Source organism: Pokkaliibacter plantistimulans (assembly GCF_003194385.1).
In the GTDB taxonomy this organism is placed as follows: domain Bacteria; phylum Pseudomonadota; class Gammaproteobacteria; order Pseudomonadales; family Balneatricaceae; genus Pokkaliibacter; species Pokkaliibacter plantistimulans.
In genome coordinates this window covers 1-24,322 of the sequence record NZ_LAPT01000016.1, presented here as the reverse complement: position 1 = coordinate 24,322, position 24,322 = coordinate 1, and the positions used below count along the sequence as shown (strand labels likewise).

The window sequence follows — 24,322 nt, the reverse complement described above, 5'->3', positions numbered from 1 at the left end:
CCAGCAGGCTGTCCTTGTCTTTACCGGCCTTGACGGCGGCCAGAGCTTTCTGAGGCTGGCGCCCGAAAATCTTGTAGATGTTCTGTACCTGAATCTTCATCAATGTCCCCTGCCCTGGCGCTGGCTGCGGCGACCGGCCGCCTGAGTGATACGGTCAAACAGAATGGCCAGCAGCACGATGCCGATCCCGGCCTCCAGCCCTTTACCCACATCCAGTCGCTGAATACCGGTCAGCACCTGTTCACCGAGACCGCGGGCGCCGATCATGGAGGCGATGACCACCATCGACAGCGCCATCATGGTGGTCTGGTTGACGCCGGCCAGAATATTCGGCAAAGCCAGTGGTAACTGCACTCCCCATAGCTGCTGCGACGGGCTGGCTCCGAAGGCGCGGGTCGCCTCCATGACTTCCTGATCGACCAGACGAATCCCCAGATCAGTCAGGCGAATCAGCGGTGGTACGGCATAGATGATGGTGGCGAAGATGGCAGGCACCTTACCGAGACCGAACAGCATCAGCGCCGGGATCAGATAAACGAAGCTGGGCATGGTCTGCATGATGTCCAGCAGGGGCAGCATGACCATGCGCAACCGGTCAGAACGGGCCATCAGAATACCGATGGGGATGCCGATGATGACCGCCAGCAGGGTGGCGATCACCATCAGCGCCAGGGTCTGGATACCCTGATCCCACAGGCCCAGTGAGCCAAGACCAAACAGTAGCAGAGCGATGCCAAGCGGTAGCTTCCAGTTGCGACTGGCCAGCCAGCCAAGGCCCGACAGCAGAGCAATCAGTAGCCACCAGGGGATAGCGCGCAGGCCGTGCTCCAGCAGCACCAGTACCTGCAGCAGGGCATTGGCGACGGCCTCAAAGCCATCGCCGTAATTCATCACCAGCCAGTCAACGGCCTCGTTGACCGGTGCGGCGATGGAGAATGTCAGGGATTCGGGAAACATAGCGTCATTACCAGTAAGGGCGAGGTAAACAAGAGCATGGCAGCGGGCTTCCCTGCCCACTGTGTGGCACGTTTTAGGAGCGTGTGCACGATCGGCCAGTGTGCATGATCGTCAACAGGCTCAGAGAACATGCCGCCGCATGGGTTACAGCGCAGCCTTGATTCTGGTGGCCACCTCGGCAGGTACCCACTGGCTCCATAGCTCCGGATGCTCTTTCAGGAACTGACTGGCGGCATCTTCTGCCTCAATGTTGTTGTCATCCATCATCGCCAGCACCTTGTTGATCTCGTCGTTGCTGAGATTGAACTTCTGCCAGAACGCCATGATCTGCGGAGCCTGTTGGGCGAACTCCTTGTTGGCGGCTTTGAGAATGATGGATTTGGGATAGGCCGTGGCCTTATCAGGTTTGGAGTCCGGTTTGATCAGCTGGTCGAACACCGCCTTGTCGTAGGCAGGCTCCTGCAGGCGTACCAGATCGTATTTGCCCAGCACGTCGGTTGGTCCCCAGTAGTAAAACACGATGGGTTTGCCGCGCTTGTAGTTAGTGGCGATGGCGGCCTTGAGGGCGGCACCGGTGCCGGGGCGGAAGTTACTGAAGGTGCTGTCGAGGCCGTAGCCTACCAGTTTGTTAGAATTCACCACTTCACAGTTCCAGCCGGTCGGGCAGTTGTAGAAACGGCCCTTCTCCGGTTCTTCCGGATCCTTGAACAGCGCCTTGTATTTGGGCAGGTCATTGACTGACTTGAGATCAGGGGCCATGGCCTTGATACCGCGTTTGTCGTCACCTTCCACCACATAACGGGGCACGTACCAGGCCTCGGCATCGACGCCGCCCTGATCGTAGGTATCACCAAAGGCTTCCACCTTGTCCTGTTTCTTACCCTTTTCCCACAGGTCCTGCATGGTGTTCATCCACATTTCCGGCATCAGATCGGCATCGCCACGAATCAGGGCGGTCAGCATGGCAATGGTTTCACCGGGAATACGTTCGGCTTTGCAGTCGTAGCCTTTTTCCAGAATGTCTTTGGCCAGTTCGGCCATAAACAGATTGCTCGACCAGCTCATGCCGGTGATGTGAATGGTTTTGTCGACTTCACAGGCCGCAGAAGCCTGGGTGGAATAGCCTGCCGCCAGAGCGAACAGACCGGCGCTGCTGAGCTTGGCCAGTCTGGCCAGAGGGGAGGATGTATGGCGCATTATCGCTTCTCCAATAGATTTATAGCTGTAAGCAATAAGTTGACCAATTTGCCGAAGAATTTTTCGTCGGGAAACCGTCTTGACCGGGCTTTACGTGATTGCTCACCCCCGTGCTGCAGAGCAACTCCCTTGTGGCCTCAGCATGTCTGACGTCTTTCTCAACGATTGTTCAATAAAACAGCAAATCTGTGGTGCTTATGCCGCGGCATCAGTCCTTCCATGGACAGAATGAATCTGACAGCCATGATTTGATGGTCAAAAAAACAGCAGGTGATCATTGACATGATCGCACTGCTTTTTAGATATTAATTAGAACAGTAAATATTTCAATGCAAATTGATTGACGAAGAATGAATCAGTCGCTAACGTGGCGCTCCAGGCTGACATGACCCATGGAATTTCTGCATGGCAGGCGCAGCCGAGAATGAGCAGTCGCTCGACGTATCCGGAAGATCTCCATGTCCCAAGACGCACACGATCAGGTTCTTATCACCCTGAGACGCATTATCCAGGCCATCGATATTCACTCCCGCAGTCTGAAGAAGAAGTCTGGCCTCACCACGCCACAGCTTCTGATCATGCAGGCCATCAGCAAACTCGGGGTGGTGCCGATTCGTGCACTGGCCACCCAGGTCAACCTGTCGCAGGCCACCGTGACCACCATCATTGACCGGCTGGAAGCCCACGGGCTGGTCAGCCGTGAGCGCAGTCAGGAAGACAAACGCAAGGTTCACGCCCTGCTGACCGACAAGGGCCGCCAGCTGCTGGAGCAGGCACCGGAGCCGATGCAGGCGCATTTCGTCAGCCGCTTCAAGGAACTGCAGGAATGGGAAAAGGGCATGCTGGTGGCGTCGTTACAGCGTCTGGCGGACCTGATGGACGCACCGGACGCGGACGATACCTTCCTGACCGATGAGCCGGAACGGCCTCAGTTCTGATCGGGCAGCCGCCGCTTTCGATCTGTCACGGCTGGCCATAACGCTAAATGCAGATGTAAAAAAGCCCGATTTCCATCAGGAAACCGGGCTCTGGCTCACTTGGCGGTGAAGGGTTAAGTCAACACGATCAGAGGAAATGCATTCCCCACTTGATCGTGCTGGCCACCAGAGTTAGCACGGCGACACCACCAAGATACAAGCCAGCAAACCATAGCCAGGAAGACTTTTGCTTCGTCTTCGCAACAGGCTTTGACAGTGGCTGAAAAGCGTCAGACTGCCGTTTTTCGGCATTGCTCATCATCAATCTCCTCAGCTCAATAACCTTCCTCGAAGTCTTCCACCTTGCCGCTGAAAATGCGGTAGCCCCAGAAGGTGTACAGGCACACCATCGGCAGGAAGAAACACACGCCCACCAGCATGAACTTCAGAGTGGATTCCGGCGCCTGTGCCTGCCACAGCGTCAGGCTGTGTGGAATCAGGTAGGGGAACAGGCTCACCACCAGCCCGGCAAAGCCGAACAGGAACAGTGCCGCGGCCAGATAGAATGGCCGCTGCTCGTGGGCGGGGTCACGCAGATCACGGAACAACCGCACGGCACAGAGAATGGTGATCAGCGGCAGGGGCAGCAGGATCAGGAAGCGCAGGCCACCCAGCCAGCGCTGGCGGATTTCGGGTTCGGCCAGTACGGTCCACAGACTGACCAGCGCCATACCCAGCATCACCCAGATCACCAACCGACGACCCAGATGGGCGGCCCGCAGGGCAATCTCGCCACGGCTTTTCATGCGCAGGTAGCAGCAGGCCAGCAGTGCGTAACCGGCCATCACGGCAAAGCCGGTGAGGATGGTAAAGGGCGAGAACCAGTCCAGACGGTCATACACCGGCTGACTCATGTCCGCGCCCTGGACGATGGCGCCGAGAATCATACCCTGACACATCGCCGCCACGGTTGAACCCGCGGCAAAGGCCAGATCCCACAGGGGTTTGGAGCGATGGGACTTGAACCGGTACTCGAACGCCACACCGCGGAAAATCAGGGCGATCAGCATGATGATGATCGGTGTATACAGCGTTGACAGTATAGTGCTGTAGGCCAGCGGGAAGGCGGCAAACAGCACCACCCCGCCAAACACCAGCCAGGTCTCGTTGCCATCCCAGACATGGGAGATGGAGCGCATCATGTGGTCGCGTTCCGCTTCCGTATCAAACCAGGGATAGAGAATGCCGAGGCCAAGGTCGAAGCCATCCAGCAGCACATACATCAGGATGGCAAAGCCCATGATGAGGAAGTACAGCAGTGCCCATTCCATCTTAGCGGCCCTCCGGTTTGTCACTGTGATCACTGGGTTCAGCGTTGGTGCCATCGACGGAGCCGTAGTGGCCCGGGGTGTGGTCAGCATGCAGAGGGGCTTCATGCCCTACCTGTTTGACCAGCGCCAGGGCATAACCCGGTGAGTCGACACCGATACGCTGTTGCTGCAGGAATTCCATGGTCGGCGGGCCCTTACGGATCAGCTTGCGCATGAAGTACAGATACACCCCGAACAGCAGCGAGTAGGTGATAACAAACAGGCTGAGGGAGAACAGTACCCGCGAGGCAGGCAGCGGCGAGACCACGTCCATGGTGCGCACCAGCCCGTAGACCAGCCACGGCTGACGGCCAATTTCCACCACATACCAGCCAAACAGGGTGGCAATCACACCACTGGGAATCATCAGAAAGCAGGCCTTGTGCAGCAGGCGGCAGTCATACAGTTTGCCTTTCCAGCGCAGCCAGGCAGCAGCGAAGGCAATCAGGATCATCAGCACACCCAGACCGACCATGATGCGGAAGGAGTAGAACACCGGCTTCACCGGCGGGCGGTCCTCGGGGGCGAAGGCTTTCAGCCCGGTCACTTCACCGTCCCAGCTGTGGGTCAGGATCAGGCTGCCCAGATGGGGAATGCCAATGGCCAGATGGTTGGTTTCGGCCTTTTCATCGGGCACCGCGAACAGCAGCAGCGGCACCTTTTCTTCCTTGACCGGCCAGATGCCTTCCATCGCCGCCAGTTTGGCGGGCTGATGTTCTTTCACCACCAGACCGTGGAAATCACCAATTACCGCCTGTGTGGGAGCCAGCACCAGTGCTGCCCACATGGCCATGGAGAAGCCTTTGCGGGCGAAGTCGGTGTTGTGCCCCTTGAGCAGGAACCAGGCGCTGACGCCACCGACCACAAAGGTGCCGGTGATCAGGGCCGCCATCAGCATGTGCATGAAGCGGTAGGGCATGGAGGGGTTGAAGATGACCTCCGTCCAGCTGGCCACCTGAAAGACGCCGTCCACCTCGATATAACCGGCCGGGGTCTGCATCCAGGAGTTGGCGACAATGATCCAGAAGGCGGAAATCCAGGTGCCGATGGCGACGGTGAGCGTGGAGATAAAATGCACCTTCTCACTGACCCGCTGCCAGCCAAACAGCATCACGCCGAGGAAACCGGCTTCGAGGAAGAACGCCGTCAGCACTTCGTAGGCCATCAGCGGGCCAAGAACGGCGCCGACCTTGTGGGAAAATTCGGAAAAGTTGGTACCAAACTCGTAGGACAGCACGATACCGCCGACCACCCCCATACCGAAGGTGATGGCAAAGGGCTTGATCCAGAATTTGGCCAGCTGCAGGTACAGCGGATTACGGGTCTTCAGCCACAGCCCTTCCCAGATAGCGATAAAGGTGGCAAGGCCGATGGTGATGGCGGGAAAGATAATGTGAAAACTGACGGTAAAGGCGAACTGGATTCGCGACAGCAGCGCGGCATCTAGGTCCATGGTACGGCTCCTACTTCGGATGCTGGTGTGGGGCCAGCAACAGACGATCCGCCGTCACGGCAGCAGATCGTCACAGTGCCCGCAGAACGTTAACCCGTTTGGTACGTAACAACGGCGGACACGGATGACATCAGTGTGCAGCGGCGGTTTTGCCGGACTTGCTGAGTCGGTAGTAGCGGATGGCAGCCGGGGTGGCGGCCAGGGCGAGGACGGCGAAGAAGGCGGCGTATTCGTGCAGCAGGTGGGAAAGCATGGTCTTGGCTCCAGCAACATTAAAGCTAAAAAGGGGCCGCTGCCTCCAGCACCGTCCTGCGCTTCCTGGACGGTGCTGCACCTGGGCAGCGGCTCCCGAACTCACGGCTTTGACCGGTGAGAAACTCTGCTTTGGCCGATACCTCACGGCGGTATCGGCGGGTTTCTTCTGGCCGGCCTGCATTCAGGGTGTAAAGGGTCCGGATGGGAAGGGTGATCGGTTCCCCAGCCGGACGAAAACGGGCTGTACTCTGCAGGTGCGGGGAGTACGGTCAGGTTCAGTTCAGGTGCCGCGTGACTGCTCTTGCAGCGTTAAAGACGCTGGCGGTGGAAACCCGGCACGAAAAATTCATAGTCTGCTGACTACCTGTTTAGCGAAACTTGTGCCAATTCAATTAGTTACCGTAAGTCATTGATTTACATCAATACTTTGTCGGGTAGTGAAAACAGCTGTGAACAGCGTTGACAGTCCTGCTAAGGTAAACTGTCAACAGTGTTGACAGCGCTTGGTGTCAATTCAGTAAAGCGGAGCCCTATGTCACTGCAGACAGCGTTTGAAATCATGATGATGGTCACCAGCGGCTGTGCCCTGCTGGTATCCGGCTGGTTGCTGTGGCAGTCACAGCGTCAGCGTGACCTGATCGCTCTGGCCGGTTTTGGCCTGATGATGGCGCTGTGGTGCGCCGGTCATGTGGCGATTTTCCATCACCTCACGGCGCTGGGGGTGATGCTGGTGCTGGCCAATCCGCTGATGCCGACCTTCTTCCTCGATTTTGCCGTGCGCTTCGTCAACCGCGGCGTCGCCCGCCAGCCGTGGCTGGACCGGCTGGAGCGCAGCATGGGGCTGATTTACGCCCTGAGCATGGCGGTGGTGCTGCTGAGCTGGTGGCTGCAGGGCGGCACGGCGGTGGCGGTGGCCTCCTTCCATCAGTTTTTTGTCTTCAGCTCCAGCGGCTGGTTCAACCTCGCCTACTCGGTACTGGTCGGCATACTGGCCCACGGCGTGCTGAGCTGGGGCTTCCTCACCCATCAGGGCAACCGCCGGCGCTCCATCGTGGCGATGTTTGTTTCCGGTGGCTGGGGGCTGCTGCTGGCCACCAGTTTTGTCTTCCCTTCGCTGGGGCTGGATACCTACCCCTACCCCATGCTGCTGCTGCCTTCCTATGTGGTGGTGCTGGTCTACGGTGTAGTGCGCTATCAGATTCTGGAGGTCAATGCCTGGGTCAATCGTGCCTTGCTGTGGGTGGGCATGATGCTGCTCATTCTGGGAGTGATTGCCCTGCTGGGCGCACTGGCCGGGCAGCTGGGCATGCAGGCGCTGGCCAATGTGCCGGGCTGGCAGCTGTGGCTGTATTCCGCGCTGGTACTGGTGCTGGCGGCTCTGCTCTATCAGCCGCTGAATACGCTGGTGGGGCGGCTGGTGTACCCCGGCCTGAAGCTGGATCAGCTGCTGCTGGATCGCTGGCGTAACCAGCTGAAGACGGCGCAGAGCTGGGATGATCTCGGCGTGGTGGCGCAGTCGCTGATTTCTCACCAGCTCGGTCAGCCGGTACAGGTACGTTTTCTGGGGCGCTATGAGCCGTCACCACGCAGTGGCAACGATCCGTGTATCCAGTGTCGCCAGCTGGGCGGTGCCTGGGAGTTTGAGCTGCTGGACTGGAGCGACATCACCCCGGCGCTGCGCCTGACCGGTGAAGTGTTCGGCTCGCTGCTGGCCAGCAGTTGCGGGGTGCTGGAGCGCTCACTGATGCTGGCCGAAGCCGAACGGGCGCGACTGGCGGAGCAACATCTGGTGGAGCTGGGCGGGCTGTCGGCGGCGATGGCTCACGAGCTGCGCAATCCGCTGAATATCATTGCCATGGCGGCCGCCGGTGCTGATGCCGAGACCCGTGGCCATATCCAGACGCAGATCAAGCGGGCTGACCGGCTGATTTCCGACATGCTGGTCTACTCCGGCAAACTGACACTGCAGCGCCAGCCGATTCAGCTGCAGGCCATGGTGCAGGCCCTGCTGGTGCATGTGGACTGGCACGGTGTGCGCCATGAGCTGGCGATTGCTGAGGGGCTGGAGATCAACGCTGACCCTCACCGGGTACAGCAGGTGCTGGTCAATCTGATCGACAATGCGCTGGCATTTATCCGCAATCAGGCCGACGGCTGTCTGCGAATCGAGGCGGATACTCAGGGCGTGATCCGGCTGCATAACAATGGCCCGACCCTGCCCGAGGAGCTGGCCACCACGCTGTTCCGCCCCTTTGTCAGCAAACGCCCGGGTGGCAGTGGTCTGGGGCTGGCCATCGTACGGCGCATCATGGAGGCCCACGGTGGCTATATCCGCTATCGTGCCGACCTCGGCTGGCCGGTCAGTTTCGAGCTGTTCTTTGCCGCGCCTGCTGCTGCACAGGCCGATGCGGCTGACATTCCCTTTATCGCTGCACAGGAGTCTTCCTCATGAGTCACCTGACCCAGGCCCGCCTGCTGCTGGTGGATGATGAACCGGCGTTCCGCTCGCTGGCCAGCCGCTGGCTGAGCGACTCCGGCTATACGGTGGAAACGGCGGCAGACCTTGCTTCGGCCCGTGAGGTGGTCAGACACTTCGATGCCGATCTGATGCTGCTGGACCTGTCGTTACCGCCGACCTTCGACCCGATGACCACTCTGGCCGCGGTGCCGGAGTTTGCCTCCCGTCCGGTGATCATCCTGACCGGGCACGGTGACCGCGAACTGGCGCTGGAGGCGATCCGTCAGGGCGCCTGGGATTTTCTCGCCAAACCCATCGACCCGGACATGCTGGCGGTGGTGGTCAGACGGGCGCTGAGTAAACATCAGCTGGAAAAGGAGCTGCTGCAGCTCAAGCGGGGTCTGGGCAAGGAACAGGCCCTGAGCCGGCTGATTGGCGCGTCACCGTCGATGGAAGCGATCCGGGCGCTGGTGCAGCGCATTGCCGCCACCGATGTGCGGGTGCTGGTCACCGGGCCGTCCGGTACCGGCAAAGAGGTGATTTCCCGTGCCCTGCATGATCTCAGTCAGCGAGCCAGCGGGCCGTTTATCTCCGTGCACTGTGGCGCGATTCCGGCAGACTTGCTGGAAAGTGAACTGTTCGGCCATACCAAAGGCGCCTTCACCGGGGCTGATCGTGAGCGGCCGGGTCTGCTCAAGCTGGCCGATGGCGGCACCCTGTTTCTCGATGAAATTGGCGAAATGCCGCTGCCGATGCAGGTCAAGCTGCTGCGGGTACTGCAGGAAGGCACCTTCTATCCGGTCGGTGGTCGCGAGTTGCAACATATCAATGTGCGGCTGGTGTCGGCCACCAATGCCAATCTGCTGGACAAGGTGGCGGAGGGCAGCTTCCGTGAAGACCTGTATTACCGCATCAAGGGGGTCACCATTGAAACCCGGGCGTTAAGTGAGCGGCCCGAGGATATTCCGCAGCTGCTGCGCTACTTTCTCGATCAGTGGCAAGTGAAGATGAACATGCCGTCCCCCTCTCCCTCGGCAGAGGCGCTGGACTGGTTTATCAGCCGACCGTGGCCGGGTAACGTGCGCGAATTGCGCAGTACGCTGGAAAGTGTGGCAGCGGTCAGTCAGGGGCGCGTGATGACCATGGAAGACATCGCCCTGCTGCATCCGCAGAGTCGCAGCCGCAGCGTGGCGGCGCTCGACAGCCAGGATCAGAGCCTCGAAGCCCAGGTGCGGGCACTGGAAATCCGCCTGCTTAGTCAGGCTCTGCAGGACTGTAACGGTAATCGTACCCATGCCGCCCTGCAGCTGGGATTGTCACGGCAGGGGCTGCTGAAAAAGATGGAGCGTTATGGCCTGGATTGAGCGGGCATGAGGTTTCCATGCGGACCGGCTTGCGGTTGCAGGCGTTGTCGGTAAAAACTAATTGACTACGCTTTGAGCAGATGACTGTGCTGCTATGGATACCGCACCCGAGTGACGGTCAGTTTTTGGTCAATAAACTGCAAAGTCGCTAGGGTGGTAAGCGGTCCGAAATGTTAAATAGCAGGTGCCTGTGCGGGCGTGAGGTGGCGTTGTCCCTCCGCTGGCCGGGCTTAACTACAGTGAACAGGTTGTACAGATGAGAGTTCAGGGTTCGCCACGTCATAGTGCCGTCACCGGGTTCAGCCTGATTGAGCTGATGGTGACCATTGCCGTGCTGGCCATACTGGCCATGGTGGCGGTGCCGAGCTTTACCAGCATGATTGCCTCGGCCAACCTCAGCTCACGTGCCGAAGACTTGCGCCGTGACCTGCAGCTGGCACGCAGTGAGGCGATCCGGGTCAGAGCGAACGTGGTGTTTTGCCGCAGTGATGACCAGTCGGCCTGCACCACCGGCGATGTCGCTGGCAGCTGGGGTGGCTGGATCGTGTTTGTCGATACCGATGGCGACAATGTGCGTGATGCCGGTGAAACCATTCTGCGCCGCTACAGTCTGAGTGACAGCTACCAGCTGATTTCCAGTGCGGCGCTGGGGACCGAGGGTAACCGGGTGCGATTCAGTGCCAACGGTTTTGCCTATCAGATTGCCAGCAGTCGTGATCTGGTGTCGGGCACCTTTGCCCTCTGTCGTCCCAGCAGTGCGGTCACCGGTAACGTGCGGGAGGTCAGTATGATCTCCGGCGGACGCACTTGGGTCAGCACCGCTGATGACGGCGGCGCCTGCAGCCAGCCCAGTGATCCTTGATGTCAGGAGTACCCTCCGTGCCCAGCAGCCTCAGGCAGGACGCCCTCTTTCAGCACCGCCCAGACCGCCGTCATCGCACCCGGCTGCGGTCGGGCAGACTGCTGCCCTGTGCCGGTCAGCGTGGCGTGGGGCTGATTGAAATTCTGGTCGCACTGATGGTGCTGGCTATTGGCCTGCTGGGTGTTGCGGCGCTGCAGACCAGTAGTCTGCGCAACAATCAGAGTGCCTTCGACCGGGCCAATGCGGTGGTGCTGGTCAACGATATTGTCGAACGCATGCGCGCTAATGCCAGTGTGGCGAAAAGTGATGGCTACAGTCTGGCGTTCAGTAGCAGTAGCAACAGCTGCCCGTTGCCGACTGGCAGCAGCCGTGCCGATGTGGATCTGAGCGAGTGGCGCACCACCATTATCGCGACCCTGGGCGACAGTGCCTGCGGAGCGGTCAGCTGTACCGACGGACTGTGCACCATCACCATCCGTTACGACGACAGCCGGGCGCTGGAGGGGGCCGCCACCCAGACGCTGGTGTCGACGGTGCTGATGTGAGGAGCCTGGTAATGAGCACGTCATTGCGTTACCAGCAGGGCCTGAGCCTGATCGAGCTGATGATCTCGCTGATCCTTGGCAGCCTGATCACCCTCAGTGTCACTGGCGTTATTCTGGCCGGCAAAAGCAGCTTCAGCACCCAGACCAACCTCGCCACCATTCAGGAAAATGCCCTGCTGGTCTCGCAACTGCTGGGGCAGGACATCCGCGCGGCGTCCTTCAATGGCTGCGGTTCGCAGCGCACCCTCAATATTCTCAATAACTCCGGGAGCGACTGGTGGTCGGAGTGGGATGAAAGCCTGAAAGGCTACAGTGCCAGTGAAGAGGTGGCGGATATCGATTTCGGCACCAGTGCTGAAGAGCGGGTGTCCGGCTCGCAGGCGCTGCAGGTGATCTATGCCGATAACAATGAGACCTATCTGACCGGCCAGAACAGTGGCTCTGCCACGCTGACACTGGCCAGCACCAGTGGCTTCAGTTCGGGTGATATCGCGATGATTTGTGACCCGGAGCAGGCCACCATCTTTCAGGTTACCAGTGTGAGCTCATCCACCATTGGTTATGCCAAAGCTGGCTCGCCCGGCAACTGTGCGGCGCTGATGGGCTATGTCAGCAGCGGCTGCCCGAGCTCGGCGCGGGTCTATGGCGCCGGGGCCTACGTCACCCGTCTGGGTGCCGTGGTGTGGTATCTGGGCTACAACGGCCGGACTTCAGGCACCTCGCTGTACCGCATGGAGCAGGAGAGCGGCACTGCGCAGAAGATTGAGGAAATGGTGGAAGGCGTCAGCGCCCTGACCTTCACCTACATGATCAGCGGCAGCACCAGCTACGTCAGTGCGGGTAGCGTCTCTGACTGGAGTAAGGTGGTAGCAGTCAAGACCACGCTGGCACTGACCAGTGCGGATAGCTATGTCAGCACCAGCTCGTCCACCGACAGCGGGCGGCTGCAGCGTACTCTCACCTTTGTGACCGCCCTGAGGAATCGCTGATGACAACAGGCTTGAGACAGCGTTACGGCCAACGGGGAATGGCCTTGCTGATCACGCTGGTGGCACTGCTGATCATCACAGTGCTGGCGGTGGCAGCGACACGCACGACCTCATTGCAGGAGCGCATGGTGGCAAATAATTATGACCAGACCCTGGCGTTTCAGGCGGCTGAATCGGCATTGCAGGAGGCGGAGAACTATCTCGATCCGAATACCACTGCCACGCTGCCGAGTTTTGCTAATACCAATGGTCTGTACACCGAAGCGGATGCTGATAGTACGCCACGCTGGGAAGACAGCAATACCGTCTGGCTGGATGCCAGCAGCGATCTGGGTGAGCTGGTGCCGACCGCACCGCAATACATTATTGAATACATGGGTACCTGGCCTGATCCGCCGGGCTGTGACCAGACCACCGATGTACCGGCAGACTGCCTGCGTGATGTCTACCGTATTACCGCACGCAGTAATGCAGCTGACCGGGCACAGGTCATGCTGCAGGCGATCTACTGGCGATAAGGAGGAGAGATGAAACGATCGGCTTCATTTCGCCAGCGGCTGACCGCGCTGGCCCTGGGTTTCCTCTGTGCAGCCCTGCCGCTGCGCGCATCGCTGGCCTCGGTGGATATTGCCTCTACCCCGCTGCTGTTGGGGACGACGGTGGCACCTAATATCATGTTTCTGCTGGACGATTCCGGCTCCATGCAGTGGGAGTTCATGCCGGACTCCGATCTGTACTACTCCTACTATCTGTTCCCACGGCCGGACAGCGTCTATGGTGGAGCTACCTATGCCAATCAGGTACCCACCTTCAGTGATACTAACCTGTCCAACGTGCACGACCGCTCGCCCAATAATAATGCGGTGTTCTATAACCCCTACATCACCTATACCCCCTGGAAGGCCTATGATGGCAGCTCCATGGGCAATGCCTCGCCGACGGCAGCCTATTACAACCCCAGCAACACCTCAGCGGGCACACTGAATCTGACGACCCAGCAAAGCCAGTATGCCTACTGGTTCTATAGCACCACCAGCCGGGCCAGTGCCTACTATGCTTCCAACTGCGGATCTAACCAGCACCCCAACTACTACTGCCAGCAGTCCTTCTACCCCATCACTTTTTATATGTACAAAGGCAGCGGTAGCGTCGAGACCATTTCCAACTACATCCGCTATCAGATTCGTGGCTCCAGCGCCTACAAGAAAGACCTGAGTGGCAGTACCGAGTCCAGTGTGACCTCCTTCACCTGGGGAACGATTACTCGCACCGTGACCGAAGAGCGGCAGAATTTCGCCAACTGGTTTCAGTACTACCGTTCGCGGGTACTGGCTGCCAGAGCCGGTGCCAGCATTGCGTTCGCCAATCTCGGCAGTAATTATCGGGTGGGCTTTCGCACCATCAACGGTGGCACGACACAGTACATTCCCACCTCCGGCACCTTCTCCAGTACCAACAAGCAGAACTTCTATTCCAACCTGCTGACGTCCACCATTGGTACCAACGGCACGCCATTACGCAGTGCGCTGCAGTGGGCAGGGGAATACTTTTCCGGCAACCAGTCCGGGGTGACCGACCCGATGACGCCTACCTCGGTCAGCTGCCGGCAGAACTATGCCATCCTGACCACCGACGGTTACTGGAACGGCTCCCTCAGCAGCACGGTCGGCAACGCCGATAACAGCTCAGGCTCGAAGATCACCAGCGCCGATGGCAATGCCAGCTATACCTATGCACCGGTGGCGCCCTACAAGGATGACTACAGCGATACTCTGGCGGATATCGCCATGACGTACTGGAAAAAGGATATCCGCACCGATCTGGCCAACAATGTCACCACCTCCACCAACGACCCGGCGTTCTGGCAGCACATGGTGACCTTTGGCATCTCCATTGGTGTCAGCGGCTCACTTGATCCTGACTCTGACCTCAGCGCCCTGACCGCAGGGACCAAGAACTGGCCCAACCCTACCAGCTCCGATCAGTACAAGATCGATGACCTATGGCACGCTACGGTCAACAGCCGTGGCTCCTTCGTGGCCGCCTCTGACCCCGAGGAGTTTGCCACTGCCCTGCAGGATGCCCTCAACACCATCGCCAGCCGGACTTCCACCAATGCCAGCCTGACCAACAATGGCAGCAGTTTGGAAACCGACTCCATGCTGTTCCAGCCCCGCTACTATTCGGGCGACTGGACCGGCGATCTGTGGGCCTACGATGTGTCTGATTCCAGTGTTGACCCGGTGATCAGCTGGAAAGCATCGAAAAAGCTCCCCGGCTACAGTGCACGCAATATCGTGCTGGGCGGTGGCAGCACCTACCCCACCGTAGATTTCAGCTGGAGTTCACTGGCCAGTGGTCAGCAGAGCGTGCTCGGCAGCTCTGCCGTGGTGAATTACCTGCGCGGTAATACCGCCAGCGAAATCAGCAATGGCGGTTCCTACCGCAATCGCACCACGGTGCTGGGCGATTTTGTTGACTCCAATCCGTTCTATCAGGATGTGCCGTCGAAGAACTACTACCGTTACCACTGGACCGGGGCCAGTAGCTACAGCGCCTTCAAGGTCGCCAATGCATCACGTCAGGATATGGTCTATGTCGGCGGCAATGACGGCATGCTGCATGGCTTTGCCGCCAGTGGCAGCAGCGCGGGCAAGGAGCTGATGGCCTATATTCCCAGTGAAATGCTGAGCAAACTGCCCGACCTGACCAGCAGCAGCTATATCCACGAATACATGATGGATGGCGATGTCACGGTGGGGGACGCCTATATCAACAGCGCCTGGAAGTCGGTTCTGGTCGGGAGTACCGGCCGTGGTGGCAAGTCGCTGTTTGCGCTGGATGTCACCGACCCCACCAGCTTCTCGGCCAGCAAGGTGCTATGGGAATTCACCGACGATGATCTGGGCCAGTTTCTCGGTACGCCGGTGATTGCCCGCCTCAATAACGGGACGTGGGCCGCTATTGTTGGCAATGGCTACAACGGCACCAGCAATACGGCAGAACTGCTGGTGATCAATCTGGAAACCGGCAAGCTGATTAAGAAGATCGATACCGGTATCGGCACGGCCGCTGACTCTAACGGGCTGGCCAGTGTCGCCGGTTACGACAGTGACCGGGATGGCAACTTTGATTATTTCTATGCCGGTGATCTGTACGGCAACGTCTGGAAGTTTGATCTCAGTAGTTCCAGCACCAGCAGCTGGGCCGTTGGCTACAGTGGCAAGCCGCTGTTTACCGCGGAATACACCGATGGCAGCAGCGACACCCGGCAGCCGGTCACGGCCGGACTGGCGCTCAGTGTGGACGCCTCCTCCGGCAGCCTCTGGGTATTCTTCGGTACCGGTATTTATCTGGGAACGGCCGACCCGGACAGCAAGAACGTGCAGGCCATCTACGGCATCAGCGATACCGGCTCGGCGTTCACGGGCAACAGCAATCTGCTCAAGCTGAAGATTCAGGATGAATACACCAACAGTAATGGTCTGATGGTGCGCTCGGTGGTGATCGCCAGTGGTCAGAGCAGCAAAACCAGCACCCGCGGCTGGTATCTCAACCTGATTTCACCCAACAACGGCAGTGAGGGGGAGCGCGTAATCTACACGCCACAGATGGTGCGCAGCTATCTGGTGACCACGACACTGATCCCGGATGATGACGACTGCTCGCAGGGCGGCAGCAGCTACACCATGGGTATCTATCCCTATATGACCAGCGCTTCCACCAGCAGTAAGAACGGCGTTTTCGACATCAACAACGACGGCACAGTGGATGCCAGTGACAAGATCAATAGCAGTCAGGTCGGCAGTGGCATTGGCTCCAGCTCAGCAACCTCCAATGGTTCGCTGGTGGGCAACAAACTGTACAGTTCGGACAACTCGGGGAACGTCAGCTCCTCCGACGTGGATACCTACACCAATCTGGGTAAAACGTCCTGGCGCGAGATCCGCAACTACTAACCTGCAGCGATAACCAAGTGAGAGGACGATGAAGCGAAACAACAGGTCTGTTGCACTGGTGCAGCCCGGTCAGGTGCGGGGGTTTACCCTGATCGAGATGATGATCGTGGTGGCGGTGATTGGCATTCTGGCGGCCATCGCCTATCCCAGTTATCAGCGCTATGTCACAGAGAGCCGTCGTTCCGCCGCAGAGGCCTGCCTGTCGCAGTACGCGCTGTATATGGAGCGGTTTTACGCAACCAACCTGAGCTATGCCGAGACCAGCTCCGGCACGGCTGTCAGCCTGCCCACCCTCGACTGCTCCACTGAGCTGTCCAGCTATTACACCTTCAGCCTGTCTGCCGTGGCCAGTCGCAGCTATACCCTGGATGCTGCACCGCAAAGCAGTCAGGCCAGCAATGACAGCGACTGCGGCACCCTGTCGCTGGATGAGACCGGGGCCAAGGGCGCCTCGGGCAGTTCTGGCAGCAGTTGCTGGAAATAACGATGTCAGCGGCAGCCCAGCCCTGCCAATTTCTGCTCTTCCTCTGCCAGCAACAGAGGTACTGCTCAACCCTGGTGGCGGTCAGCCGCTACTGACTTAGGTCCGGTTGCAAAGACAGTAAGCGCTTTGTAAAGTGGCTGTGTTGCCATAATAGCTCCAAATTTTTCGACTTGTTTCAGTCTCCGCAACACACTAACGTGCAGCCCGACAAGACTCCCGCGCCTCTCTGCACTTTTCCCTGGGGGATGGATGATGATCCGTCATCGAAGTGACCATAGCGCGCTCCCGGCCACTCTGCCTTCTTGGCAACGGGGGGTCGGTATGCTGGAAGTATTGATCACCCTGCTGGTGCTGGCTGCGGGTTTGCTTGGTTCAGCCGCACTGCATCTGAGTACCCTGCGCGAATCCCAACTGGCAAATCAGCGTGGTCAGGCCGTCACCCTGGCTCAGGATATTTCTGGCCGGCTGTTGGGAGATCGCGGCAATATTGCTACCTATAACAATTTCGACAGCCAGACCAGCACCGGTTGTACCAGTTGCACCGATGCTCAGCAGGCACTGGCCGACTGGAAAACCCGGGTTGAGGCCAATCTGCCCTCCGGCCGTATTCAGCTAAGTAACACCGGTGGCGGTCTGTATCAGGTACGCATTTACTGGGATGAGAACCGCAGCGGTGTCACCGGCCTCAATTGCAACAAGGAAGAGTGGGATGAGAGCACGGACATGGCCTGCTATCAGCTGATGGTGCAGTTATGAGCCTGGTCAGAAGCCAATCGCTGCAGCGTCAGCGCGGTGTGACACTGGTCGAGCTGATGATATCTCTGGCGCTGGGGGTGGTACTGGTGCTGGCGGCGACCGATGTGCTGCTCAGCGGTCGTCAGACCTATATCAGTATTTCGGCTTCGGCAGGCATTCAGGACAGCGCCGGTTATATCCAGTCACTGCTGCGCACCCAGATCAATCACGCCGGTTTCACCTCTAACCCGGTGAAATCCCTGAGCACGGAGTTTGCGGCCGATACGGCCACTTCCTCCACCTCGGGTGGTATCGCCTGGACCGCCGCGCAGGTGGTGTCCGGAGAACGCAGCACCACCATCACCGGCAGTCCCGATACGCTCTATGTCCGTCTGCAGGGTAATAGTGATGGCAGCACCCTCGATTGTCTCGGCCAGAGTGTAGTCAGTGGCGATACGGTGGTGATGAAACTCTACATGGCCAGTGATCTGGCGCTCTACTGCGCCGTCAGTGGCCACGATACTAATACCAAAAATCAGACCCAGCCGCTGGTGCAGGGCATCGAAGGGATGCGCCTGTTGTTCGGGGTGGACAGCAATGAAGACAACGCCATCGACAAGTGGCTGCAGACCACCCAGCTGGCCGCTGCTTCTACTACGGACAAGACCCATATTGCGGCAATTCGGGTCGGGCTGATTATCAGCTCGACGGTGTCGACTGATCAGGGCTCCAGTGCCAAAACCTTCTCGCTGCTCGGCAGCAATGTCACGACGGCTGTCAGCAGTCGTATGCGCCAGGCGTTTGAGAACACCTTCTGGCTGCCCAATGTTGCCCTGATGCGGGAGAGCTGAGTAATGACCACGCCGAGAATCCTGTCGCATAACCTGAGAGCTGGTCGGCAAAGGGGCGCTGCACTACTGGTCTGTATCGTGATGATGGCACTGCTGATGGTGATCGGTATCAGCGCCTATCGCATGACCAACCTGACGCAGAAGATGGAAACCAACGCCGAGGATACGCAGCTGGCAGGTATTCTGGCGGAAAGCTCCCTGCAGGAGGCGGAGTCCTATATCAGCACGGACAATGCCATCCTCACCACCAAACTGAATCACGGCAAATATAACGTCAGTGACAGCGATACCCCCAAATGGAAGGTGGTCACCGGTACCCAGAGTGGCAATCAGAATGTCTGGGAGACCGCCGATGCCGTGCTGACCTACAGTCAGTCGGTGCAGGACATTGATAATCGTCTGCGTACCACGCCGGTCTATATCATCGAAGAACTGCCGGAGCCGGAGCAGTTCAAGATTGAGAACAGTCAGGTGGAAGGCCACGGCTTGCGTGAGCGGATGGAGTTGTACCGCATTACCGCTAAGGGTACCGGGCCGTCGCAGGAGCTGGATCGCTATCTGCAATCCAATTACACCCGCATCGTCACCAAATAGCAGGAGCCGCAACATGATGTCGAATCACCGGTGGCCCCTGCTGCTCAGTGGCTTGCTGATACTGTGCCTGAGCTGGGTCAACGGCAGCCGGGCCGACACCGCGCCTGCCACGGCACCGCTGGCCAGCTCGGTCAGCGTCAAACCCAAGATGATGATCCTGCTGTCCAAGGATCATGAACTGTTTAAGAAAGCCTATCCCGATTACACCGACCTCAATGGCGACGGGGTACTGGACACCAGTTACGACAACAGCATCGACTACGACGGCTACTTCAACAACAGCAAGTGTTACACCCACAACGGCAGCTATTTCAGTATCAGTGGTGCGGCCAGCAATCACCTCTGTAGCAGTGCCTGGAGCGGTAACTTCCTTAACTGGGCCACCATGACCCGCATGGATCTGATCCGCAAGGTGCTGTATGGCGGTACCCGTTCCAGTGACCCCTCTTCGACCACCGCAGCGACGGTGCTGGAACGTGTCTATCTGCCTTCGGATACGCACTCCTTTGCCAAAAGTTTCAAGGGCACCAGCGCGGTGGCCGTATCCAGCGTCACGCCCTACAGCTATACCGCTGTCAGCGTGTGCAGTACCTCCAACCAGACTAACGCCAGTGGCAAGGATTACGTGCTGGCGCCGGGCAATACGCCGCTGATCCGGGTGGCCAGTGGCAGCTGGTTATTCTGGGCCACCGGTGAGGTGAACCAGTGCGACTACGGCTCTAATGCTTACCAGCCCAGCAGCGGTACTGATCTGACCATGCGCGTGCAGGTCTGCGATAGTGCTGATGGTCGCAGCGACTACTGCAAGACCTATCCAGCCGGTAACCGTAAACCCATTGGTCTGTTGCAGACCTATGGCGAGAGCAAGCAGATTGAGTTTGGCCTGATGACCGGCAGTTACTACCGTAATACCCGTGGCGGTGTATTACGTCAGCCGCTGGCGACCTTCAATGACAGCATCAAGGAGATCAATACCCAGACCGGCCAGCTGCTGCTGCCCAGCAACGGCATGGTCAAGCTGATCAATGATCTGCAGATCATCAAGTACCATCGTGGTGGCTATACCGACTGTGGCAGCAGTGTGGATCAGGTGTGCTTCAGCTGGGGCAACCCGCTGGGTGAAATGTTTCTGGAGGCGTTGCGCTATATCAGTCTGTCCAGCAGTCGCACAGCACAAACGGACTACTCCAGCTCCACGGCGACCAATGATTCAAGCTATCTGAGTTCCAGTGCTTTCAGTGATGTCAGCTGGGGCAGCGATCCCTGGCCTGCCAGTCAGAACTGTGCCAGTTGCAGCATTCTAATCCTGTCTTCGGGAGTGAACTCCTTCGACATGGACAACCTGTCCGGCACGGCGCTGGCCAATGTTCCGAGCCTCAGTACCACCACCCTGACCAGTTACGTCAACAGCATTGGCGACAAGGAAGGCATCACTAACAAGAACTTCCTGATCGGCGAGAACGGCAGCAGTACCAATAAATTCTGTGACTCCAAGAAGGTCTCGACGTTGTATACCGCCAAGGGCATCTGCCCGGATGCGCCCGGTAATGCGGGCGGCTATTCTCTGGCTGGACTGGCCTATTACGCCCACAAGAATGATCTGAAAACGGCCGCCACGGGTACCCAGACGGTCAAGACTTATGGGGTTTCCCTGTCTGAGGCGCTACCGACCTTTGCCTTCCAGACCAGTGCGGGCAAGGTCACCGTGGTGCCCAGCTGCCGCAATGGCAGCAACAACTGCAGCATGAATGACCTGTTTGTCGGCTCGCAGAGCTTTAATAGCAGTGGACAGCTGATTGCGGCACGTTTCTTCGTTGCCTGGGAAGACCAGCGCTGGGGTTCTGACTACGACATGGACCTGATTGCCGAGGTGAATGTCTGCGCTGGCAGCGCCTGTAGCCCTGCCATTAACAGCGATCAGATCAAGATCACCACCGGGGTTCCCTACAAGTACACCGCTGCCGGGATGCAGATTGGCCTCACCGTGATTGGTAGCTCCAATGACGGTACCCAGTGGCTGCAGGATGTGCCGGCCTATTACAACGGCAGTATTCAGATCAATAACTGGCAGGACATTGCTACCCTGCAGGTGAAGAGCAACCCTTCTCCGGCCTATATCAGCCAGGTATTTACCGCCTCGTCCAGCAACCAGATCAGTGTGCTGCCCTCGCCGCTGTTTCTGGCAGCCAAGTACGGCGGTTATAACGATCTGGATAAGAGTGGCGATCCGGCCAACGGCAGTGGTGACAGCCGTGAATGGGATGCCGACGGAGATGGTCAGCCGGACAACTACTACAAGGTCAACAACTTCAGCACCCTGGCCAGTAACCTCAACGCGGTGTTTGCCGAGGTGGCTAAGAGTGTGGGCTATTCCGCGCCGGTCAGTAGCAGCAGTGCGGTGACTAAGGGCACCCGTGTCTATTTCAGCTCCTATGACAACGTCAATGCCTGGAACGGCAATCTGTACTCGTTCAAGTACAACAATGCAGGCCAGTTGCAGCAGGAATGGAACGCGGTACAGCAACTGCGCAATCTGGATCCGGCGACGCGCAATATCTTCAGCTGGGATCCTGATGCCAAGACTGGTGTGGCGTTCTACGCCCCCGGCACCAGTGGTGCCAGCTCGACGCTGAGTGCGACCCAGATCGCCAGGCTGACCGCCGCACTGCCGACGCCCAATACCAGCATCAATGCCCAGAAGGCGGTGAGCTATTACCGCGGTGATCACAGTAACGAGCTGATCAACGGCGGCACCTTCCGCAGTCGGCTGGATCGCAATGGCGAATCAACCCGCCTTGGCGACATTGTCAATTCCTCGCCCACTTACGTCGGTAGCACCGGGTTCTACTACTCCGATACCATGGAAGCGGATAAGTACAGTGACTTCGTCAACAGTACCGACTATCAGGGACGCACCCCGATGGTCTATGTCGGCAGCAACGATGGCGCCCTGCATGGCTTCAATGCCAATAACGGCAACGAGCGCTTTGTCTATTACCCTAATGCGGTCATGTCGACCCTCAACCAGATGCTGGATCCCAACAACTACGACAAGGTGCACGCCTTTTCGGTGGACGGTTCACCCACGGCGGTGGACGCCTATTTCAGCAATAGCTGGCACACGGTACTGAGCGGTGGCCTGCGTGCAGGTGGCAAGGCCATCTATGCGCTGGATGTATCCGCTACCCGCTTTGGTGATGGTCGCGCCAGTACGCTGGTGATGTGGGAATACGATGAAACCGTGGACAAGGCTTTGCTGCCCAGCGGCGAAACCAATTCCACGCTGGGTTATACCTTCTCCAAGCCCGCCATCGTCAAGCTCAACAACGGCAAATGGGCGGCAGTGTTTGGCAATGGTTACTACAGTGCGGCGGGCAAGGCGGTGCTCTATATCGTCTATCTGGATGCCATGGGTGATAACAAGTGGAGTGCGACCGATGTGGTGCGCATCAACACCGGGGTGGGCAGTACTTCTGACCTCAACGGTCTGTCGGAAATCGCCCCGATCGACAGCAATGATGATGGTCGTATTGATCTGATCTATGCCGGTGATCTGAAAGGTAATCTGTGGCGCTTTGATCTCAGCTCCAGCAGCTCCAGCAACTGGAAAGTGGCTGGTAATGCCCCGGTATTTACCGCCCGCGATGCCAACAACAAGGTGCAGCCGATTGTGGCCCAGCCGGAAGTCGGCAAAATTTCCGGTGGCGGCTATATGGTATTCTTCGGCACCGGCAAGTATCACGACAAGGAAGACCTGACGCTGCCCGCTACTTCCCGGCAGAGCTTCTATGCGGTCAAGGATACGCTGGCCGCCTCCCCCATTACGCTGTATCGCGCCAGTCTGACAGAACAGACCTATACCGAGTTCACTGACAATGCCGGCGCCAGTTACCGCAGTGTCTCCCAGAATGTCGTGGCGGCCAGTAAGTCCGGCTGGTTTATGGACCTGGCCGGTACCAGTGTCGGTGAGCGGGTGATCCGCGGAGCCATTCTGACCCGTGGGCGTATTGTTTTTACCACGCTGATTCCTGACCCTGACCAGTGCGGTGGCAAGGAGTTTGGCTGGCTGATGGTGGTCAAGGCGCAGGACGGCAGTGGATCCAGCAGCCCGGTTTTTGATACTAACAATGATGGCGTGATTGATGCGTCCGATCTGGTTAATAGCGGCTCAAGCAAGCGCTCCAGTGACGGTCTGCGCCAGGATACGTCCGCAGGCGCGCTAGTGCTGGATAATGGCAATACACAGTCGGTCATCACCATTGATCAGCAGGGCAACCCCGATACCGTGGAGATGAGTAAAGGGGCGACCTACCGTCAGCAACGGGTGAATTGGCAGGAGGTCTACCCCTATGAGTAAAAGACAGCAGGGCTTTACCCTGATCGAGATGATGATCACGGTTGCTGTCATCGGCATACTGGCGGCGATTGCCTATCCCAGTTACAACAACTACGTACTGCGCAGCCATCGGGTCGAAGCCGAGGGGGTGATGATGCAAGCAGCGCAGGCACTGCAGCGCTACTACGGTAATGCCTTCACCTACTATGGTTTTGATGACAGCGCCTATCAGCAGTCGCCTACCAGTGGCACGGCACGCTATACCCTGGTGATCACTGCTGAGGAAGCCACACCGCACGAGTACACCATTACGGCTACACCCAGCAGTGGCCAGAGCAGCGACAGCTGCGGCACCCTGACGCTGGATCAGGCCGGAACCAGAACGGTGTCGGGTTCAGGCGCTACTGTAGCGAATTGCTGGTAAGCGGGATGAGACAAGGCAGAAATGTAACCGGTTTCACCCTCATCGAGATGATGGTGACCATAGCGATCCTGGCGATTGTGGCCACCATCGCCATTCCCGGCTTTACGCAGATGATGCTGAGCTATCGCACCAGTTCTGATGCGGACATGCTCTATCGTGCCTTGCTGACGGCACGCAGTGCGGCTGTGGATAAGCGCGCCAATGTGGTGGTGTGTCCGTCTGTGGATAATGTCAGCTGTGGCAGCGGCGCTAATCTGGTGATCTTTGTCGATAGCGATGGCAACAGCAAAGTCACGGACAGCGGCGAGCTGATCAGTGTGGTGGGGCTGAATGCGGCTACCAGCAACAGTACGGCCATCATCTTCAATCGCAGTGGTGCGGTGCAAAGCACTGTGGGCAATCAGAGTTTTATTATCTGCCACGCCAGCAGCAGCAAGTCGGTCTATCGCACCGTCACCGTCAGTCTGAGTGGCCAGGTGACGCAGACCACGTCCACCTACGGCACCAGCTGCCCCTCTTAGCAGGTCGTTGAAAATCTATCTGCGTTGCCATACCGCGTCAAAAACAGGCTC

At 58.4% G+C, this 24,322-nt stretch carries 21 protein-coding genes; 16 read left to right on the top strand and 5 right to left on the bottom strand.

Annotated features, from left to right (window positions below; translation table 11 throughout):
* Window positions 1-99: 99 nt before the first annotated feature.
* Together WH50_RS04155 and WH50_RS04150 are read right to left on the bottom strand one after the other, a co-directional pair.
* Complete coding sequence (locus WH50_RS04155; RefSeq protein WP_104153182.1) at window positions 100-957, bottom strand: ABC transporter permease; 858 nt, start codon at window positions 955-957, stop codon at window positions 100-102.
* Window positions 958-1,101: 144 nt separating this feature from the next.
* On the bottom strand, window positions 1,102-2,154 hold the full coding sequence (locus tag WH50_RS04150; protein ID WP_110186176.1) for an ABC transporter substrate-binding protein: 1,053 nt from the start codon (window positions 2,152-2,154) through the stop codon (window positions 1,102-1,104).
* 458 nt (window positions 2,155-2,612) lie between these two features.
* On the opposite strand from WH50_RS04150, the gene WH50_RS04145 reads away from it, so the two are divergent.
* A complete protein-coding gene (locus WH50_RS04145) occupies window positions 2,613-3,092 on the top strand; it encodes a MarR family winged helix-turn-helix transcriptional regulator (protein ID WP_104153184.1) in 480 nt (159 codons plus the stop codon).
* A 127-nt stretch (window positions 3,093-3,219) separates the two neighbouring features.
* Here WH50_RS04145 and WH50_RS26290 read toward each other — a convergent pair whose 3' ends face one another.
* The 3 genes from WH50_RS26290 to WH50_RS04135 are packed head-to-tail and all read right to left on the bottom strand — an operon-like array spanning window position 3,220 to window position 5,894.
* Entirely contained in the window at window positions 3,220-3,390 is a 171-nt protein-coding gene (locus WH50_RS26290; RefSeq protein WP_207780172.1) for a hypothetical protein, read from the bottom strand.
* A gap of 16 nt (window positions 3,391-3,406) precedes the next feature.
* Window positions 3,407-4,402: a cytochrome d ubiquinol oxidase subunit II gene (gene cydB / locus WH50_RS04140; protein WP_110186175.1), complete on the bottom strand. Its 996-nt coding sequence runs from the start codon at window positions 4,400-4,402 to the stop codon at window positions 3,407-3,409.
* 1 nt (window position 4,403) lies between these two features.
* Window positions 4,404-5,894 (bottom strand): cytochrome ubiquinol oxidase subunit I, encoded by a 1,491-nt coding sequence (locus tag WH50_RS04135; RefSeq protein ID WP_110186174.1) that lies wholly within the window; start codon window positions 5,892-5,894, stop codon window positions 4,404-4,406.
* 124 nt (window positions 5,895-6,018) lie between these two features.
* On the opposite strand from WH50_RS04135, the gene WH50_RS26040 reads away from it, so the two are divergent.
* The 15 genes from WH50_RS26040 (at window position 6,019) to WH50_RS04065 (ending at window position 24,271) form a co-directional block, all read left to right on the top strand.
* Complete coding sequence (locus WH50_RS26040) at window positions 6,019-6,267, top strand: hypothetical protein (protein ID WP_133251234.1); 249 nt, start codon at window positions 6,019-6,021, stop codon at window positions 6,265-6,267.
* Window positions 6,268-6,681: 414 nt separating this feature from the next.
* Window positions 6,682-8,601, top strand: coding sequence for a sensor histidine kinase (locus WH50_RS04130; protein WP_110186173.1), 1,920 nt, complete (start codon window positions 6,682-6,684; stop codon window positions 8,599-8,601).
* Window positions 8,598-9,971, top strand: coding sequence for a sigma-54-dependent transcriptional regulator (locus WH50_RS04125; RefSeq protein ID WP_341476822.1), 1,374 nt, complete (start codon window positions 8,598-8,600; stop codon window positions 9,969-9,971). Before WH50_RS04130 ends, WH50_RS04125 begins: the two co-directional genes overlap by 4 nt.
* A gap of 256 nt (window positions 9,972-10,227) precedes the next feature.
* Window positions 10,228-10,833 carry a GspH/FimT family pseudopilin gene (locus WH50_RS04120; RefSeq protein ID WP_110186172.1) on the top strand — a complete coding sequence of 202 codons (606 nt, stop codon included), beginning with the start codon at window positions 10,228-10,230 and terminating at the stop codon, window positions 10,831-10,833.
* A gap of 17 nt (window positions 10,834-10,850) precedes the next feature.
* The gene (gene pilV / locus WH50_RS04115) at window positions 10,851-11,378 is read left to right on the top strand and encodes a type IV pilus modification protein PilV (protein ID WP_207780171.1); all 528 of its coding nucleotides are present in this window, start codon (window positions 10,851-10,853) and stop codon (window positions 11,376-11,378) included.
* Window positions 11,379-11,389: 11 nt separating this feature from the next.
* On the top strand, window positions 11,390-12,367 hold the full coding sequence (locus WH50_RS04110; protein WP_110186170.1) for a PilW family protein: 978 nt from the start codon (window positions 11,390-11,392) through the stop codon (window positions 12,365-12,367).
* On the top strand, window positions 12,367-12,885 hold the full coding sequence (locus WH50_RS04105) for a pilus assembly PilX family protein (protein ID WP_110186169.1): 519 nt from the start codon (window positions 12,367-12,369) through the stop codon (window positions 12,883-12,885). The genes WH50_RS04110 and WH50_RS04105 overlap by 1 nt, the downstream gene beginning before the upstream one ends.
* A gap of 9 nt (window positions 12,886-12,894) precedes the next feature.
* Window positions 12,895-16,326 carry a pilus assembly protein gene (locus WH50_RS04100; RefSeq protein ID WP_110186168.1) on the top strand — a complete coding sequence of 1,144 codons (3,432 nt, stop codon included), beginning with the start codon at window positions 12,895-12,897 and terminating at the stop codon, window positions 16,324-16,326.
* Window positions 16,327-16,354: 28 nt separating this feature from the next.
* A complete protein-coding gene (locus WH50_RS27105) occupies window positions 16,355-16,810 on the top strand; it encodes a type IV pilin protein (RefSeq protein WP_110186167.1) in 456 nt (151 codons plus the stop codon).
* Window positions 16,811-17,059: 249 nt separating this feature from the next.
* Window positions 17,060-17,566, top strand: a complete 507-nt coding sequence (pilV, locus tag WH50_RS04090) for a type IV pilus modification protein PilV (protein ID WP_110186166.1) — start codon at window positions 17,060-17,062, stop codon at window positions 17,564-17,566.
* A complete protein-coding gene (locus tag WH50_RS04085) occupies window positions 17,563-18,396 on the top strand; it encodes a PilW family protein (RefSeq protein ID WP_110186165.1) in 834 nt (277 codons plus the stop codon). Before pilV (WH50_RS04090) ends, WH50_RS04085 begins: the two co-directional genes overlap by 4 nt.
* A 3-nt stretch (window positions 18,397-18,399) precedes the next feature.
* Window positions 18,400-18,990 (top strand): pilus assembly PilX family protein, encoded by a 591-nt coding sequence (locus WH50_RS04080; RefSeq protein ID WP_110186164.1) that lies wholly within the window; start codon window positions 18,400-18,402, stop codon window positions 18,988-18,990.
* A 13-nt stretch (window positions 18,991-19,003) separates the two neighbouring features.
* Complete coding sequence (locus WH50_RS04075; protein ID WP_110186163.1) at window positions 19,004-23,347, top strand: pilus assembly protein; 4,344 nt, start codon at window positions 19,004-19,006, stop codon at window positions 23,345-23,347.
* A complete protein-coding gene (locus WH50_RS04070; RefSeq protein WP_110186162.1) occupies window positions 23,340-23,750 on the top strand; it encodes a type IV pilin protein in 411 nt (136 codons plus the stop codon). The genes WH50_RS04075 and WH50_RS04070 overlap by 8 nt, the downstream gene beginning before the upstream one ends.
* 5 nt (window positions 23,751-23,755) lie before the next feature.
* Window positions 23,756-24,271 carry a GspH/FimT family pseudopilin gene (locus WH50_RS04065; RefSeq protein ID WP_110186161.1) on the top strand — a complete coding sequence of 172 codons (516 nt, stop codon included), beginning with the start codon at window positions 23,756-23,758 and terminating at the stop codon, window positions 24,269-24,271.
* Window positions 24,272-24,322: the final 51 nt, after the last annotated feature.

Bases quoted from the DNA above. Each gene is read 5' to 3' on its own strand.
- WH50_RS04155 (WP_104153182.1), bottom strand. From the start codon at position 957: ATGTTTCCCGAATCCCTGACATTCTCCATCGCCGCACCGGTCAACGAG.
- WH50_RS04150 (WP_110186176.1), bottom strand. From the start codon at position 2,154: ATGCGCCATACATCCTCCCCTCTGGCCAGACTGGCCAAGCTCAGCAGC.
- WH50_RS04145 (WP_104153184.1), top strand. From the start codon at position 2,613: ATGTCCCAAGACGCACACGATCAGGTTCTTATCACCCTGAGACGCATT.
- WH50_RS26290 (WP_207780172.1), bottom strand. From the start codon at position 3,390: ATGAGCAATGCCGAAAAACGGCAGTCTGACGCTTTTCAGCCACTGTCA.
- cydB (WP_110186175.1), bottom strand. From the start codon at position 4,402: ATGGAATGGGCACTGCTGTACTTCCTCATCATGGGCTTTGCCATCCTG.
- WH50_RS04135 (WP_110186174.1), bottom strand. From the start codon at position 5,894: ATGGACCTAGATGCCGCGCTGCTGTCGCGAATCCAGTTCGCCTTTACC.
- WH50_RS26040 (WP_133251234.1), top strand. From the start codon at position 6,019: ATGACATCAGTGTGCAGCGGCGGTTTTGCCGGACTTGCTGAGTCGGTA.
- WH50_RS04130 (WP_110186173.1), top strand. From the start codon at position 6,682: ATGTCACTGCAGACAGCGTTTGAAATCATGATGATGGTCACCAGCGGC.
- WH50_RS04125 (WP_341476822.1), top strand. From the start codon at position 8,598: ATGAGTCACCTGACCCAGGCCCGCCTGCTGCTGGTGGATGATGAACCG.
- WH50_RS04120 (WP_110186172.1), top strand. From the start codon at position 10,228: ATGAGAGTTCAGGGTTCGCCACGTCATAGTGCCGTCACCGGGTTCAGC.
- WH50_RS04110 (WP_110186170.1), top strand. From the start codon at position 11,390: ATGAGCACGTCATTGCGTTACCAGCAGGGCCTGAGCCTGATCGAGCTG.
- WH50_RS04105 (WP_110186169.1), top strand. From the start codon at position 12,367: ATGACAACAGGCTTGAGACAGCGTTACGGCCAACGGGGAATGGCCTTG.
- WH50_RS04100 (WP_110186168.1), top strand. From the start codon at position 12,895: ATGAAACGATCGGCTTCATTTCGCCAGCGGCTGACCGCGCTGGCCCTG.
- WH50_RS27105 (WP_110186167.1), top strand. From the start codon at position 16,355: ATGAAGCGAAACAACAGGTCTGTTGCACTGGTGCAGCCCGGTCAGGTG.
- pilV (WP_110186166.1), top strand. From the start codon at position 17,060: ATGATGATCCGTCATCGAAGTGACCATAGCGCGCTCCCGGCCACTCTG.
- WH50_RS04085 (WP_110186165.1), top strand. From the start codon at position 17,563: ATGAGCCTGGTCAGAAGCCAATCGCTGCAGCGTCAGCGCGGTGTGACA.
- WH50_RS04080 (WP_110186164.1), top strand. From the start codon at position 18,400: ATGACCACGCCGAGAATCCTGTCGCATAACCTGAGAGCTGGTCGGCAA.
- WH50_RS04075 (WP_110186163.1), top strand. From the start codon at position 19,004: ATGATGTCGAATCACCGGTGGCCCCTGCTGCTCAGTGGCTTGCTGATA.
- WH50_RS04070 (WP_110186162.1), top strand. From the start codon at position 23,340: ATGAGTAAAAGACAGCAGGGCTTTACCCTGATCGAGATGATGATCACG.
- WH50_RS04065 (WP_110186161.1), top strand. From the start codon at position 23,756: ATGAGACAAGGCAGAAATGTAACCGGTTTCACCCTCATCGAGATGATG.